Origin of the sequence: Solwaraspora sp. WMMA2080, from assembly GCF_027497395.1 — a bacterium.
Lineage (GTDB): Bacteria > Actinomycetota > Actinomycetes > Mycobacteriales > Micromonosporaceae > Micromonospora_E.
Map to the genome: position 1 here is coordinate 2243694 of NZ_CP114910.1, position 14952 is coordinate 2258645.

The 14952-nt window shown below is 69.1% G+C and carries 14 protein-coding genes and 3 pseudogenes; 7 read left to right on the forward strand and 10 right to left on the reverse strand.

Annotation, left to right across the window (positions count from 1 at the left end; all coding sequences use genetic code 11):
* Positions 1 to 32: 32 nt before the first annotated feature.
* From O7543_RS10220 to O7543_RS10230, 3 genes are read right to left on the reverse strand one after another with little or no spacing between them, the layout of a single operon-like run.
* Positions 33 to 692: a response regulator transcription factor gene (locus O7543_RS10220; protein ID WP_281554044.1), complete on the reverse strand. Its 660-nt coding sequence runs from the start codon at positions 690 to 692 to the stop codon at positions 33 to 35.
* Positions 689 to 1879: a histidine kinase gene (locus O7543_RS10225; RefSeq protein ID WP_281554043.1), complete on the reverse strand. Its 1191-nt coding sequence runs from the start codon at positions 1877 to 1879 to the stop codon at positions 689 to 691. The genes O7543_RS10220 and O7543_RS10225 overlap by 4 nt, the downstream gene beginning before the upstream one ends.
* Complete coding sequence (locus O7543_RS10230) at positions 1876 to 2697, reverse strand: CPBP family intramembrane glutamic endopeptidase (protein WP_281555512.1); 822 nt, start codon at positions 2695 to 2697, stop codon at positions 1876 to 1878. Before O7543_RS10230 ends, O7543_RS10225 begins: the two co-directional genes overlap by 4 nt.
* Positions 2698 to 2873: 176 nt before the next feature.
* Here O7543_RS10230 and O7543_RS10235 point away from each other — a divergent pair, with 176 nt between their 5' ends.
* Positions 2874 to 3584, forward strand: a complete 711-nt coding sequence (locus tag O7543_RS10235) for a DNA alkylation repair protein (RefSeq protein WP_281554042.1) — start codon at positions 2874 to 2876, stop codon at positions 3582 to 3584.
* 8 nt (positions 3585 to 3592) lie between these two features.
* Positions 3593 to 4204, forward strand: coding sequence for a class I SAM-dependent methyltransferase (locus O7543_RS10240; RefSeq protein ID WP_281554041.1), 612 nt, complete (start codon positions 3593 to 3595; stop codon positions 4202 to 4204).
* On the opposite strand, the gene O7543_RS10245 is transcribed toward O7543_RS10240, so the two are convergent.
* The gene (locus tag O7543_RS10245) at positions 4179 to 4610 is read right to left on the reverse strand and encodes a hypothetical protein (RefSeq protein WP_281554040.1); all 432 of its coding nucleotides are present in this window, start codon (positions 4608 to 4610) and stop codon (positions 4179 to 4181) included. The two genes, O7543_RS10240 and O7543_RS10245, sit on opposite strands and share 26 nt — an antisense overlap.
* Before the next feature lie 243 nt (positions 4611 to 4853).
* Here O7543_RS10245 and O7543_RS10250 point away from each other — a divergent pair, with 243 nt between their 5' ends.
* The gene (locus O7543_RS10250) at positions 4854 to 5378 is read left to right on the forward strand and encodes a flavoprotein (protein ID WP_281554039.1); all 525 of its coding nucleotides are present in this window, start codon (positions 4854 to 4856) and stop codon (positions 5376 to 5378) included.
* A gap of 306 nt (positions 5379 to 5684) precedes the next feature.
* Here O7543_RS10250 and O7543_RS10255 read toward each other — a convergent pair whose 3' ends face one another.
* Entirely contained in the window at positions 5685 to 6530 is an 846-nt protein-coding gene (locus tag O7543_RS10255) for a helix-turn-helix domain-containing protein (protein ID WP_281555511.1), read from the reverse strand.
* Between the two features lie 183 nt (positions 6531 to 6713).
* Here O7543_RS10255 and O7543_RS10260 point away from each other — a divergent pair.
* Positions 6714 to 7376 (forward strand): annotated as a pseudogene (locus O7543_RS10260) (NAD(P)H-binding protein); the annotation flags it as partial.
* Positions 7377 to 7404: 28 nt separating this feature from the next.
* Here the strand turns inward: O7543_RS10260 and O7543_RS10265 are convergent.
* The 3 genes and pseudogenes from O7543_RS10265 to O7543_RS10275 all read right to left on the reverse strand — a co-directional run.
* On the reverse strand, positions 7405 to 8544 hold the full coding sequence (locus O7543_RS10265; protein ID WP_281554038.1) for an IS701 family transposase: 1140 nt from the start codon (positions 8542 to 8544) through the stop codon (positions 7405 to 7407).
* A protein-coding gene (locus O7543_RS10270) for an IS3 family transposase (RefSeq protein ID WP_281554037.1) occupies positions 8541 to 9724 on the reverse strand; the annotation gives its coding sequence in 2 pieces (ribosomal slippage) (positions 8541 to 9457 and positions 9457 to 9724; 1185 coding nt in all). The genes O7543_RS10265 and O7543_RS10270 overlap by 4 nt, the downstream gene beginning before the upstream one ends.
* An 84-nt stretch (positions 9725 to 9808) precedes the next feature.
* Positions 9809 to 9988 (reverse strand): annotated as a pseudogene (locus O7543_RS10275) (IS701 family transposase); the annotation flags it as partial.
* 180 nt (positions 9989 to 10168) lie between these two features.
* Between O7543_RS10275 and O7543_RS30190 the strand changes: the two are divergent.
* Together O7543_RS30190 and O7543_RS10280 are read left to right on the forward strand one after the other, a co-directional pair.
* Positions 10169 to 10356 (forward strand): annotated as a pseudogene (locus O7543_RS30190) (NmrA family protein); the annotation flags it as partial.
* Between the two features lie 798 nt (positions 10357 to 11154).
* A complete protein-coding gene (locus O7543_RS10280) occupies positions 11155 to 12384 on the forward strand; it encodes an MFS transporter (protein WP_281554036.1) in 1230 nt (409 codons plus the stop codon).
* 28 nt (positions 12385 to 12412) lie between these two features.
* Here the strand turns inward: O7543_RS10280 and O7543_RS10285 are convergent, their stop codons facing one another.
* Positions 12413 to 12931 (reverse strand): CGNR zinc finger domain-containing protein, encoded by a 519-nt coding sequence (locus O7543_RS10285; RefSeq protein ID WP_281554035.1) that lies wholly within the window; start codon positions 12929 to 12931, stop codon positions 12413 to 12415.
* Positions 12932 to 13027: 96 nt separating this feature from the next.
* Here O7543_RS10285 and O7543_RS10290 point away from each other — a divergent pair, with 96 nt between their 5' ends.
* Complete coding sequence (locus O7543_RS10290; RefSeq protein ID WP_281554034.1) at positions 13028 to 13942, forward strand: alpha/beta hydrolase; 915 nt, start codon at positions 13028 to 13030, stop codon at positions 13940 to 13942.
* A gap of 24 nt (positions 13943 to 13966) precedes the next feature.
* On the opposite strand, the gene O7543_RS10295 is transcribed toward O7543_RS10290, so the two are convergent.
* Positions 13967 to 14905: a DUF2332 domain-containing protein gene (locus O7543_RS10295; protein ID WP_281554033.1), complete on the reverse strand. Its 939-nt coding sequence runs from the start codon at positions 14903 to 14905 to the stop codon at positions 13967 to 13969.
* Positions 14906 to 14952: the final 47 nt, after the last annotated feature.

The window sequence follows — 14952 nt, forward strand, 5'->3', positions numbered from 1 at the left end:
CAGCCGGCTAGGAGACTCCGTGCCGACCTGCGTCAGGCCACCAGGCCACGACGATAGGCGTAGATCACTGCTTGGACGCGGTCACGCAAATCCAGCTTGGTAAGAATGCGCGAGACGTACGTCTTGACGGTCTCCTGGCTGATCACCATGGCCGCGGCGATCTCGCTGTTCGACAGGCCGTCGGCCATCAGCCGCAGCACCTCCAGTTCGCGCGGGGCCAGCGGGACCTCACCCGACGGGTCAGCGACCGGGCGGACCCGTTCCGCGTACCGGCCCACCAGACCGCGGGTCACCTCCGGAGCGAGCAGCGCCGCGCCGGAGGCGACCGTGCGGATGCCCTGGAGCAGCTGGGCCGGGGGCGCGTCCTTGAGCAGAAATCCGCTCGCCCCGGCGCGCAGCGCCTCGTACACGTACTCGTCGAGGTTGAACGTGGTCACCACGAGCACTTTGACCGGCGCCGCCACCCCCGCGCCCGCCAGCATGCGGGTGGCGGCGATGCCGTTCAGGACCGGCATCCGCACGTCCATCACCACCACGTCCGGGCGCAGCCGGCCAGCCAGGTCAACCGCCGTCTGCCCGTCGCCGCACTCCCCCACCACCTGCAGGTCGGGCTGCGCGCCGATGATCGTGGCGAACCCGGTACGGACCAACGCCTGGTCGTCGCAGACCAGGACCCGCAGCGGCACCGTCATGACGGATCCCCTGCGGGGATCCGGGCGCGGACCACGAACCCGCCGCCGGGCCGCCGTCCGGCGCTGAACTTTCCGCCGAGCGCACCCACCCGCTCACGGAGACCGGCGAGGCCACGCCCGCTGCCACCCGGTGACGCGGCGTTCGACCCTGTGCCGTCGGTGTGAACTTCCACAGTGACCTCCCGCACGTCGTAGCGCACCTGGACCACGGTTCGGCCGCCGTGGTCGTGTTTCAAGGCGTTCGTCAACGACTCCTGGACGACCCGGTACGCTGCGGCCTCGGCGCTTCCGGCCACCTCGGGTGGCCTGCCCTGCTGCGTGAACTCCACCGGCTGCCCGCCTTGCCGGGTTTGTTCAACGAGCGAGGCGAGCGAGTAGAGCGGGCCAACGGAACTGTTCGGACCGGTGTCGCCGTCCGCCGACGTGCGCGCCCCGGTTCCGTGATCCGGATTGAGCAGGTCAAGCAGGTGCCGCAGGTCCCCGACGGCTCGCCGGCCGGTGTCGGTGATCGCGGTCAGGCTCTCGTCGAGACGCTCCGGGGCAGCGGTCAGATATCGTGCCGCCTCAGCCTGCACCACCATCGCGGTCACGTGATGCGTCACCACGTCGTGCAACTCCCTGGCGATCCGGGTACGCTCCGCAGCCCGGGTACGCTCCGCGACATGCCGCCGGTGATCCGCCTCGGCGGCCCGCGACATCCGCAGCCACGACCCGACGCCCCAGGCGAAGGCCAACGCCAGGTAGAAGGTCCCGAACCCGATCACTCCCTCGGTCGAGCCGTGCCGGTGCAACGCGACGGCCAGCACCACGTACCCCACCGTGGCCACCGCGACAGTTGTGCGTCGGTGGCGGCCCAGGTGCAGCCCCGCGCTCAGCAGTGCGATCGGCAGGGCCATACCGGCAACCGTGTGGTAGAAGCGCAGCTGATCGATCGCGAAGCCGAGCGCCACCAGACCGAGGCAGAGGGCCGGCAGGCGCCGTCGCACCACGAGCGGCAGACACTCCAGCGCCAGCACCACGCCGGTCAGCCCGTCGAACGGGCGACTGGGCAGGTCACCGAGCTGTGTTCCACGACTGTGCAGCGCGGGCACCAGCGACGCGACCACGAGCAGCAGCGCGAGCGGCAGATCTCGGACCACGACGTCGGACCGCCGCCACAGCTCCGGCAGGCCCCGGAGATCGATCACCGGGCGACTGTAGCGTTCGTCCTGGCCCGACACGGGACGATGTGACCGCGGCGACGCGCGAGCCACAGAAAGAACACGGTCAGCGCCACCCCGGCGCCGACCGTGTAGAGGCTGCCCTCGGGCCCGAAATCGCCACCGGTCAGCAGATCCGGACCCGACGTCGTCGCTTCCAGCAGCCCATGCGGCTCTCCGTTGCCGGAGACCACCGTGCCGAAAATGCCGGCTGCGACGAAGTTCCAGCCAAAGTGCAACCCGATCGGCACCCACAGATTCCGGGTGGCCGCATAGCAGGCGGCGAGCATGAAGCCGGCCGAGATCACGATGGCGACCGCGCCCCACAGCCCGGCGTCCGGATTGCCCAGATGGAACAGACCGAACAGCACCCCGGTCAGCACCAAGGTGAACCAGGTGCCGAGTCGTTCCTCGACGATCCGGAACAACACGCCACGGAAGAGTAGCTCCTCCGTCACCGAGGCGGCCGCCATGAGACCGAGCAGGTCGGCGGCGCCGCTCACCGAGCCCAGGCCGTGCACGTGGTAGCCGCCGAGGAGGGCGATGTTGGCAATGACGGCGCCGAACATCCCGGCCCCGATCAGCACCCCCACGGCAGTTCTGACGACTGCCCCGGAAGCAGCCACCTCGACGGGGGCGCGCTGTTCGGTGCGCCGCACCACCCACCGGTAGACAAGGACGACGGCGACGCAGGTCACGACACCGATGAGCAAGGTGAGCCAGGCGTTGTCCTGTAATGCAGCGGCGCTGCCGCCACCGACGAAGGCGACTGCCCCGACGGCCACCAACTGTTTCACCAGACGCACGAGGATTCCCTTCACCAGGCCGCGACCTGGGTGCCGCGGCTACGACGAAAACGCTATGGCTGCGACGGACAGCCCACTTCACCCCGCAGTGGACACTTACCGGTAGCTCGCACGGGGGACACGTCCGCCGGGCGACTCGACGTGCCGATCGGTGGCAGGCGTAGATTCGGCGGTCGATGGCCACCTGTGACGATGTCCGCCGGGCGCTCGCCGCCCTCGCCGACCCGCGTCGCGCGGAGCAGGCACGCCGGTTCCTGCAGATCCGACCCGGCGGGTACGGCGAGGGCGACCGGACGATCGGCGTACCGGTGCCGGACCAGCGCCGGGTGGCCGGTCGATACTGGCGTGACCTGTCGTTGGCCGAGACGACCCTGCTGCTGACCAGCGAGGTACACGAGGAGCGGCTGACGGCGATCTTCATCCTGGTGCGGATGTTCGACAAGGGCAGGCAGCGGCAGCGGGCCGCCATCTTCGACACCGTGCTGGCCCACACCGACCGGATCGACAACTGGGACCTGGTCGACTCGTGCGCCCCGTACATCGTCGGGCCGTGGCTGTTGGGCACCGACCGGACGGTGCTGGACCGGCTGGCCGCCTCCGAGCTGGTCTGGGACCGGCGGATCGCGATCATCGCGACGTTCGCCTTCATCCGGGTCGGGGACTTCGACTGGACGTTGCGGCTGGCCGAGCGGCTGCTGCACGACCCGCACGACCTAATCCACAAGGCCGTCGGCTGGATGCTGCGCGAGGTCGGCAACCGCGACCGTACGGTGGCCGAGACGTTCCTGACCCGGCACCAACGCGACATGCCGAGGGTGATGCTGCGGTACGCGATCGAGAAGTTCGAGCCGCAGCGTCGCGCCGCGTACCTCGCCGGCACGGCCTGACCGCGCCAGTGTCCGCCTCACCTGCCCGGCCCGACTTGCGGGGGGTCCGGGTCGCCTACGACACCGTGGCCGGCGACTACGCGGCCCGCATGCCGGACACCCGCGTTGAGGCACCGCTGGATCTCGCCATGATCGACACCTTCGCCGAGGCGGTCCGCTCCAGCGTCGACCCGCTGGTGCTCGACGCGGGCTGCGGTGCGGGTCGGATGAGCCGGTATCTCGCCGACCGGGACTGTCGAGTGGTCGGGGTCGACCTGTCACCAGGCATGATCGCCATGGCCCGCCGCGACCACCGAGGGCTGCCGTTCGCCGTCGGCTCGCTGGCCGACCTTCCGTTCCCGGACTCCCGGTTCGCGGGTGTACTGCTGTGGTACTCGACGATCCACGCGCCACCGGCCGGTCAGGGCCGCGTCTTCGCCGAGGCCGCCCGGGTGCTGCACCCGGGCGGCCGGGCTGCGCGAGGTGTGCCGGCTGGTCCGTCGCGCCCGGGGCGCCGAACGCGACGACCAGGCGGTCATGCTGGCGACGGTGCGGTGACCCCCGGATGCCCGCCCGACCCCGTGGTCCGGGCGGGCATCCGCAGCTGTCGCGATGTCACTCGCAGAAGACCTTCACCTTGACGTCGGGCTGGTCGACGTCGACTGTGAGATCGTCGAGCTGCTCGACCAGCTCCTCGATGTGCTGCGGCTTGAGCTGGGTCAGGTCGATCGGCACACCCGACTTGGCCAGCTCCGCGTTGACGTGGGTCAGCGCCTGTGGCGGGATCAGGCTGGTGAGCCGGACCCCGGCGCGCAGCAGCTGCAACGGGACCCGGACGTTGACCCGGCCCGGCTCGTCGCCGCTGGGTCCGTCGGCGAAGTCCGCCATCACCCGCAGATACTTCGGCCGGGCCTTCGGGCCGGATGCGCCCCCCGGCGTCGCATCAGGCTGCTCTCGGTCGAGGGCGTCGATCAGCCGCTCGGCCTCCTCAGCGGTGATCTTGCCTTCGGCCAGCATCTCCAGAATCTGGCGGCGCTGCTCGTTCATCGTCACTCCGCTTCGACGGGCTCAGGTCCACCTGGACCTGGCTGCGGCGTTCACCACGCAGCCGGGCGGCGACCCGTCAGCTCTGCTTCACCTTCTGGCGGCCGAGCGCACCGCACCTCAGATCTTCCAGGTGCACGATCAGACCCGCACGCTGGTCACCGCCATGCTGGCCCGGGAACGTCGCGCCGCCACACCCAGCCTGCGCGCCTTGGCAGTGCGCGCCAGGATCGATGCCAACTGATCATGACTGGCACCGGCAAACCGACGCTGTACCTGGTTTCCTCCGCCGCTCCGCCGATTCACAACATCGACGAGTGCGTCGCCCTGTTGCAGGCCGACGGATGGTCGGTGTGCCTGATCGTCACGCCTACTGCGGCGACCTGGATCGACACGGACAGGCTCGCATCCCAGACCGGGTTTCCGGTCGCGTCCCGACTTCGCGCCCCTGACGAGCCCGGAACACTGCCGCGCGCCGACGCCGTCGTGGTGGCACCGGCGTCCTTCAACACGATCAACAAGTGGGCCAGCGGAATCAGCGACAACTTGGCGCTGGGTGTACTCAACGAGGCCCTTGGCACCGGGCTTCCGATAGTCGTCTCACCGTACGCAAAGCCGGCCCTCACCCAGCATCCCGCCTACCGAGCATCCGTCCGGACCCTGTCACACCTCGGCGTCCAGTTCACCGAGGACGAAGCTCTCAAACCCACGCTTGGAAGCGATAGATTTCGATGGGGCGTAGTTGCCGAAGCGTTCCGCGCCACCGATTGATCACGCCTCCGCTGAACAGCCACCAGGACAACGCCTCCGCATTCAACAGAGGATCAACGGACCGCCGCCCACGTCGACCGGACGTGTCCCAACCCGCCAACCGATCCAGCGGTAGAGACACTGTGGCCGCACACCTAACCGAAGTTCAAGAGCAGATGACGTAAATACTGGCCTGCACCGGCGTGTCGTACGGTTCTACGTCATCTGATCTTGAGTCGGCTTCCCATCTGCATAGGCTGGTCCAGAATCCGTCGATCAGCACGATGCTGTCGGGTGCCACGCCAGACGTCCTGCAGTGGGAGCAAATCAGTAGCGACGGGTCATGGTCTCGGTGCCGAGGACGGTCAACAGTCGCAGCTTGTCTGCCGCTTCGCTGCCAGGCGCCGCTGCGTAGACGACGATGCGCAGGTCGGCGCCGTGCGCCGACAGCACATCGCAGTCGAGTTCGACTTCGCCGACGTGCGGATTGTCGACGGTCTTTCGTTCGCTCCTGTGGTGCGCGACGGCGGAGCCTTCCCACAGTCGCGCGAATTCGGGGCTCGATGCCCGCAGCGTGCCGATCATGTCCTTCAGTTCGCGGTCGGCAGGGTAACGCGTCGCCACGTCGCGCAGGTCGGCCACGAGTGACGCCTTGTGCGCCTGCGGATCCGGATGCCGCACGCGTCCCGTGTCGTCGTGGAAGGTTCGCCACACGATGTTCGCCGACCGGAGGTCGCGGTCGTGCCAGTCGTCGCCGGTCAGCGCGGCCCACACATCATTGTGCTGGATGAGGTTCCAGGCCGCGTCGAAGACTGCGATCGGGGTGTCGGCGAGACGGTCGAGCACGCGCTGCACGCTGGGGCCGATGTGCCGGGGCACCAGTCCGCCCGGTTGGGGCGCGTGCCCCGCCAGGCGGCAGGCCAGTTCGTACTCGGCGTCGGACAGGCGCAGCGTGCGTGCTAGCGCGCGCACGATGGCGACGCTGGGATGCGCGCGGCACTGTTCGAGGCGTTTGACGTAGTCCGGTGAGATGCCAGCAAGCCAGGCGACCTCCTCGCGGCGCAATCCTGCCGTCCTGCGCGTGCCTGACCTGAAGGGCAGGCCCACGTCTGCCGGCTGCAGGCGGGTGCGCCAGGAGCGGAGCACCGCCGCGAAGTTGGGCACGTCGTGCATCACTCCATTGTCGGCCTTCTGCCCGGCCTTCAATCGATGCGTGGGTGGCCCGAAGTGGGCCAGGATGCCGCCCGGAACCGGTGCCAAGGTCGATTCCTGGCACACCTGACGGCCCCAGCGGCACCTTCGCCGATCGCGACGGCGAACTGCCCTGGTGATCACACCACCACGGAAGGAGCGGACATGTATCTCATCACCGGAGCGACAGGCAACGTCGGCAACCCGCTTGCACGGCAGCTGCACGAACAGGGTCACCCGGTCCGAGTCCTGGTGCGCGACCCTGCCCGGGCAGCCGACCTGCCGGCCGAGATCGAGCGCGCCGTCGGCGATCTCGACAACCCCGACGACGTGGCCAACGCCGTCAAGGGCGTGGACGCCGTCTTCCTCATGCAGGTGGGCAGCGGAACCGACCAGACCAAGGTCATGATCGATGCCGTACGCAACGCCGGCAACACCAGGATTGTCCTGCTGTCCTCGGTCGGTGCACGGCTGATGCCGATCAGCGACAATTTCGTCATCGGCGGAGCCCTTGCGGCGCGCGAGGACCTGATGCGCGAGTCCGGGCTGGGCGTCACCTACCTGCGCCCCAACGGCTTCGCGTCCAATGCCCTGTGGTGGCTGGACGGCATCCGCGCTGGCAAGGTCGTCGACCCTACCGGGGAGGGCCGTCTGGCGGTCATCGACCCCGAGGACGTGGCCCGCTGCGCCGCCATCGTGCTCACCGAAGTCGGGCACGTCGGCAAGGGCTACACCCTGACCGGGCCAGAAGCACTCACTTCTCGTGAGCAGGTGGCGATAATCGCCGCGGTGACCGGTCAGATGATCGACTTCCAGGAAGTCACTCCTAGTAGGGCAGCCGTACTTCGTGACTTGATCATGTGAGTCTGGATCGGTAGTGGTACCAGCGGGCGCGGGCTTGATGGCGGCGGCGCCACCAGGACCAGCGGAGATGGTGTTCGAGGCTGTGCCAGGCTCTGGTAGCGAGGTTGTACAGCCTCTTGATCTCGACAACGGTCAGCCGGATGAGTCCGAGGTCGGCCGGTGGTGGTTCGCTGGGGTGGGTGGGTCGGGGCGGTGGCGTGGTCCCGGCCGCGGCGTCGGCGGCGGTGACCGCGCAGACGGCGAGCGCGGCCATGACCAGCACTATGTGCCGCATGATCGGGGTGTGGAGCCGGTTCTGGAACTGGTCGAACCCGAAGTGGTCCTTGCCGAACCCGTGGTCCTCCTCGATCGTCCACCGCCGGCCGGTCACCCTCACCAACGCGGTCAGGGTCGCCGGAAGACGCTCCGGTATCCAGCAGTAGAAGTAGGCCAGGTCGTCGGGGTCAGCCAGGCTCCGGCGCACGAGCAGGTAGTGGCGAGGGCTGGCGGTGGCGATCCACGCCCACGCGTACCAGCGGTCGCCTTTGGAACCCGCCCCGCAGGACATGGTCTGCCAGGCGGTGTCGGTGGTCAGGGCGGTGACAGCGGTGTCGGCGCGGATCTTCGTCTTCCAGCCGGGCAGGGTGATCCGGAACGAGCACGGCACGCCGAGGCTGTAGCCGATTCCCCGGGTCTCGCAGGTGTCGCGTAGCCGCCGGTCCCGGCCGTAGACGGCGTCGGCGGTGCACCACCGCACCGGTACGCCGGCGTCGAGTGTCTCGGTGAGCAGGTCGGCGGCGAGTCGGGGTTTGGTCGCGAACTCGGTGTCGGCGGGGACGCCGGTGGCGGCGCGGCGGGCGTCGTCGTCGAGGTCGGCGGCGGGGATCCACAGGCGGGAGCCGACCAGGGCGTGGCCGGCGCGGGTGGCGTAGGTGGCGTTGACCAGGTTGACGGCGTTGGTGACCTTTCCCGCGCAGCCCACGTACTGGCGGGTCACGCCGCACGTGCCGGTGCCGGTCTTCTCCACCCCGCTCTCGTCGAAGATCAGCGTGTTGTCGCCGTCCGGGTCGGCCAGGCGTGCCACGGCGAAGTCACGGACCACGCCCTGAGGGGCCTCGCGTTTTCCGGACAGTGGTTCGGCCGGTTCTTTCACGCCGCGATTTGAAGGTTCTCGAACTCTGCGTGGACTTCCCGGGGAGGTCGGTAGCCCACCGCTGAATGCAGACGCTGACGATTGTACCAGAATTCGATGTAGGCAGTAACGTCCCGGCGCGCCGCCTCACGAGTGGGATACTTCACACGCGACACGCGTTCGTTCTTCAGCGCACCGAAGAACGATTCCGCCATCGCATTGTCGAAACAAGTTCCGGTCCGGCCAGCAGATCGCCGCAACCTCAGATCCCGAAGCGTTCTGCCGTAGTCGTCCGACATGTAGTTGCTGCCCCGGTCCGAATGAAAGATGGCGTTCTTCCTGAGTTCGCGATTCCGGGCGGCGTTACGGATGGCGCGGGATATCAACGGCGTCTGGTAGTGGTCGTCCATCGCGTATCCGATGACTTCCTTCGTGCAGCAGTCGATGACGGTCGCCAGATACAGCCACCCCTCGCCGGTCGGGATGTACGTGATGTCGCCGACGAGCTTCTCGCCAGGCGCGTCGGCGGTGAACTCCCGGCCGACGAGGTCAGGCACCGTGCCGGACGACGACTGGGTGAGACCCCACCGCCTCGGGCGGGGCTGGCACGGCACGAGCCCGAGCTCGCGCATCAGCTGGCGGACGAGTTCCGGCCCGGCGGACACGCCCTGGCGCCGCAGTTGCGCGTGGACACGTCGATGCCCGTAGGTGCCGTCGGACGCGGCGAACACCTCCTCGATGGCCGATCGAAGGTGGGCGCGGCGGGTGGCGGTCGCGGAGTCGGGGCGGGTTCGCCATTCGTAGTACCCGGACCTGGACACGCCGAGTTGTTCGCACATGAAGTCGACGGGGTAGGCGTACTTCGCGGTGTCGAGTCGCATCGTCTCGATGAACTCGTACAAGCTCGTTACCGAGGGTCCTTCGCGAAGTGCGCCGCGGCTTTTTTCAGGAAGCTGTTCTCCATTTCGAGTTCCCGGTTGCGACGTTCGAGTTCCTTCAGTCGAGCGCGCTCGTCGACGCCGATCTGTGGGCTGTCCTGGGCGCCGCTGTTTTCCCGCCGGTACTGGCGGACCCAGGAACGCAGCGTCTCCGGGTGAACGTCGATCTCCCGGGCAACCTGCGACACTGGCTTGTTCGACTGTAGAACGAGTTGCACTGCTTCTTCACGGAACTCTGGGGTGTATGAGCTTATGCGTGCCATCGCGCTTCTTCCCTCGACTTTCCTTACAGGGTAACCTTATTGGCTCCCTGTCCGGAATCCTCGGGGCACCTCACCCATCGCCTTGTCGGTGTCCCAGACCGCGCGTTCGAGTAGCCGTTGCATCCGGTCGGGGGTGGTGTCCCCGGCGTGTTCGGCCAGGGTCCAGCAGTTCTTGCGTGGCAGGTCGGCGATCAGGCCACGGACGTACTTGCCGGCCTGCCGTAGTGGTTCGACCCGGGCGAAACACGCGCCGAGGTCTCCCATCAGCGTGGCGAGGTTCTCCTCGACCCGACCGGCCTCTACCATGGCCGCTGCGGCCACCTCGTGATCCTTCGTTGTCCACACAACACCGGACGATCATGCGGTGGCCGTCTCCGTCGCCGCACATCCTGTCCGTCCATACCCCACCGCACCGGTCAGGTCACGAAGTACGGCTGCCCTACTAGAGAGTTTGCCCGGGCGCAGATCGCCAAGGGTGTGCCCGCCGAGCAGGCGCAGGCATTGGAATATCTGAACACGGTGTTCCGAAGGGTCGCGCCGCCTACGTGACCGACGATGTGCGGAACCTCACGGGCCGGGCGCCAGGGACGTTCCGCGAGTGGTGCGAACGCAGCGCAGACGCATTGCGCTGATGCAAGACCCAGTGCGACCGGGCTCCGGGACACCACTCAGCATTCTTCCCGACGCCACCAGGCCCGCAGGAACGTCTCCTGCACCGTGTCCGTGTCCTCGGCGTCCTCGAACGACCCGAGCATCCGGTCGGCTTGCTGCCATCAGCCGCGTCTCCACACCTATCAGGTCGTCGTTCCGCTCGTCGTGGCCCGTCGCAGGTATGACGGGGGTACGGACACGAATACTCATCACCAGGGAGCCGACGCAGCCACAAGATCAGCTGACGAGAATGCGGGAGTTCCTCGGCATGTCACCCGAATTTACGTCATCTGATCTTTGCGATCGGCTGGCACCGGCACCGGAGCAACCGTGTGCGCGTAGCGCTTGCCCGGCCAGCGCGACGGGCGGTCAGGTCGGTTCTGCGGACAGGCGGCGGTGCTCCGGCGGGACTGGGGCGTCTGATAGTTCCGGCAGGCGCGCCGGCGGCTTCGTCCTGACCTGTGACGGCGACGTCGTCGGTCTGTCCAACCTGTTCGCCGCTGACAGCGGCGAACAGTCCGATATCCGGGCGACCGCCATCACCGAGGCAGCCCTCCACTTCCCCGGGGCTGCCGCTGGTCGGCTACGAGCAGGGCGACGACCTCGCCCGCGCCCGAGCACACGGCTTCGCCCCGATCGGCGCCCTGCGGGTCTGGCTGCACCAGCCCGGCCAGCCATGATCACTTGATGAAAAGCCGGCCGACACGCCGACACGATCCCAGCAGAACATCAAATGATCTTGGTTGTGCCCAACCTCGGCCGGTTGCCAGACTGGTCCGGTGCCGGTCTCCCTCTGGCGAAACCGTGACTTCCTCCTACTGTGGACCGGCCAGGTCGTATCGACGCTCGGCACCCGGATCAGCGGCCTCGCGTACCCGCTGCTCGTGCTGGCCGTCACCGGCTCACCGGCGCAGGCCGGGCTGGTGGCGGCCGCGCAGGCGGCCCCGTTCCTGATCTGGTTCCTGCCGGCGGGTGCCCTGGTCGACCGCTGGCCCCGCAAACGGATCATGCTCGTCGCCGACGCCGGCCGGGCGGTGGCCCTGGCATCGGTCGCGGTGGCCGTCGCGCTCGGACGGGTCACGATCGGTCACCTCATGGTCGTGGCCTTCGTCGAGGGCACGCTGTACGTCTTCTTCCTGCTCGCCGAGACCGCCGCCCTGCCACACGTGGTACCCAAACCCCAACTACCGACGGCGATCGCCCAGAACCAGGCCCGCGACCAGGGTGCCGACCTGGCCGGCCACCCGTTGGGCGGCCTGCTGTTCGGGCTGGGCCACGCGGTGCCGTTCGCCGCCGACGCCGTGTCGTACGTGGTGGGCGTCGCCCTGGTCGCCCCGGTTCGGCGGGACCTGGAGGAGAAGCGGGTGGCGCAGCGTCGCCCCCTGCTGGCAGAGATCGCCGAGGGTGTCCGCTGGCTGTGGCGTCAGCATCTCCTGCGCGCCCTCGTGGCGATCGCGTCGGCTGGCAACCTGGCCTTCAGCGCCCTCAGCCTGGCCGTCATCGTGCGCGCCACTGACCTCGGCGCGTCCCCGACCGCCGTTGGTGTGCTGCTCGGGCTCTTCGGCGTGGGCGCGATCGCCGGTGCCCTGGTGGCCCCGCCGGTACAACGCCTCGTCTCCCCGAACGTGGTCCTGATCGGCGCGCTCTGGTGGTGGGTCGCGCAGATGGCGGCGTTGGCCCTGGCCCCGACCGTGTTCACGCTGGGGGCGGTCTACACGGTCGGCGCACTGATGGGCCCGATCTTCAACACCACCACCGCCGCCTACCGGTACGCCCTGACCCCCGACCGCCTCCAGGGCCGGGTCAACGGCGCCTCCCGAATGATCGGCTGGGGTGCCCGCCCCGTGGGTGCCCTCCTCGGCGGCATAGCGCTGGAGACCCTGGGCGCGGTGCCGACCTTCGCCGCCCTGGCGGCGTGGCTGGCCGTCGTCGCGGTGGCATCGACGACGAGCCGCCAGATCAGGTGCGCCCCCAGGCTGGAAACGATGGGCGAACGAACCGGATCCTGAGTTCGTGCGGTGGACCGTGCTGCCCTGTTCAGGGTGCCGGCTCCCGGCGGGCGCGTTGTTGGTGTCGGCGCGCCTTCAGCCGGTTGCCGCAGGTCTTCATCGAGCACCAGCGGGCGGTGTTGGCACGGCTGCGGTCCAGGTGGAACAGGCGGCACTCGGTGTTGTCGCAGGGCCGCAGTCGGCCGGGTAGCCGGGCCTGTACGTCGAACCAGGCGAGCACCAGCTGCACGGCGAGCATCCGGTCGGGGGGCCCACACAGGCGCCAGCGCAGGCCCGACGCGTCGACCTCGGGCAGCTGCTGGACGCCGGCGAGGATCCGCCGCAGGTCCGCTTCGGGCACGGCACCGCGGGTGGCGGTCTGCAGCGCGTCTCTGGCGGTCCGCAGCCAGGTGGTCGTTGCCGGGTCGCCGGAGCCTCCGTGCCGGTGTGCCCACTGCCGCAGTGCGGTGTCGTCGGCCCACCGGTCCTGTGGCCGGCCGTCCACCACGGGTGTGCTGTTCAGCGCCTCGATCAGCGCCTGCTCGTCGATCACGGTGACCTCACCCACCCTCGCCACTAACCCTCTCGCCGCGCTTGACAGGTTATCGCAGATCGGGTCCACTTGAATCCAGATAACCACCACGAAGTTCCGAGAGGGTTAGAGATGGTCGAAGTTCATCACCGGTACGCCACCGTGCGAGGGCACCGCGTCTTCTACCGACAGGCCGGCCCCCACGACGCGCCGACGCTGCTGCTCCTGCACGGGTACCCCACCAGCTCACGTATGTTCCGCCGGCTGATCCCGCGACTCGCCGACCGGTTCCACGTCATCGCCCCCGACCACATCGGCTTCGGCCACTCCGACGCCCCGCCCGCCGACACGTTCCCGTACACGTTCGACGCGCTCACCGACGTCACCGAAGCGTTCCTGGCCGAGCTCGGTGTCACCCGCTGCGCCATCTACGTGCAGGACTACGGCGCTCCGATCGGATGGCGACTCGCCCTCAGCGCCCCCGAGATGATCACCGCGGTCATCAGCCAGAACGGCAACGGGTACGACGACGGCTTCGTCCCCGACTTCTGGACACCCGTGTGGGCGTACGCCGACGATCCGGGACCGGACACGGAGCCGGCGGTGCGCACCGCCCTCGGTCTGGACGCCATCCGCTGGCAGTACCTGCACGGCGTGGACCGCCCCGACCTTGTCGACCCCGACACCTGGACGTACGACCACCGCGACATCAGCCGCCCCGGCAACGACCTGGCACAGCTGGCGCTTTTCCGCGACTACGCCACCAACCCTCCGCTGTACCCGAAGCTGCACGCGTACTTTCGGCGCAGTCAGGTGCCGCTACTGGCCGTTTGGGGGGCCGAGGATCTGATCTTCGGGCCGGACGGGGCGCGTGCCTTCGCGCGGGACCTTCCGGACGCCGAGATCCACCTGGTGCCCGGCGGCGGTCACTTCCTGCTGGAAAGCCACCTGGACACCGTGGTCGGCCGCATCCGGGACTTCCTGTCCCACGCGCTGCCGACAACCCGGCCGGCGACAACCCGCGACGCGCGAGCCGCCCACCTGTGAAACGGCCGCCGCCCGGGTCGGCGATCAGCCGAACCAGACAATCCCCTGGCCATGCGGTCGGGTCCAGGCCAGTGGCCGGCCGTCCAGGGCGAGCACGTTGTGCAGGGTGTCGTCCGGTGGCGGCGGCAGCGCGCCGTGGCGCAGGATGTCCGGCCCCTCGTTCGCCACCCAGTGGCCGGGCAGGCCGTGTACCAGGTCGACGAAGACCGACCGGCGCGGAGCCGGCACGTGGTAGAGCACTGCGGTGTGGAACACCACCAGCGTCGCGTCCGGCGGTGCCGACGCGGCCAACGCCGGCAGGTCGTCGACCAGATCACCCCGGACCAGCAGCGGCGGATCGGTCGCCGCGACGCCCGCCGCGGCCGCCAGCCGGGCCCGCCGATGCTCCTGCTCCGGCCAGATCAACGCGTCCAGCCAGGCGACGTCGTCGGCGTCGGTGACGTCCAGCGGAGTCAGGTCCAGCCCGGCCCGCCACACCACCTCCGGCCGGGTACGCGGCGGCGTCAAGCCGGTCGTCGCGCAGTCGAGCAACGGCTCGCCCTGCCCCACGGTCGGGCCGCCGTCGTAGCGGTAGGCGTACCGGTCCGGGTAGAGACACAGGCCCGCCGACGCGCCGACTTCGAGAAGCGCCAGCGGCTGCGGCAACGCCGCCAGCACCGGCAGCAGTACGGCACACCGCCCGGCCTCGTTGGTCTGGGTGAGGCGGCGACGCATCTGCGCCTCGACCTCCGGCCAGTGCGCCATGGTGAAGTCGTGGAACGCGGCCGGGTCGTCGACCGGCCCGCCGAGCAGCCGGACCACCCCGAACAGCAGATTCGGCTGCCGGGTCGGCGGCGGCAACGAGTCGAGCAGCGCCAAGAGATCGTCGTCGCGGGCGACCGCGTACGCCAGCCGTTCGTAGCTGGGCGACACCCCGGACGCCTGCCGGCGGGCGAAGTCGGCGTACACCTCAGCGGTGGTCATCGCTAGATGATCACCCTGCCCGGGCGGTGCCGTCATCAGCCCGACCG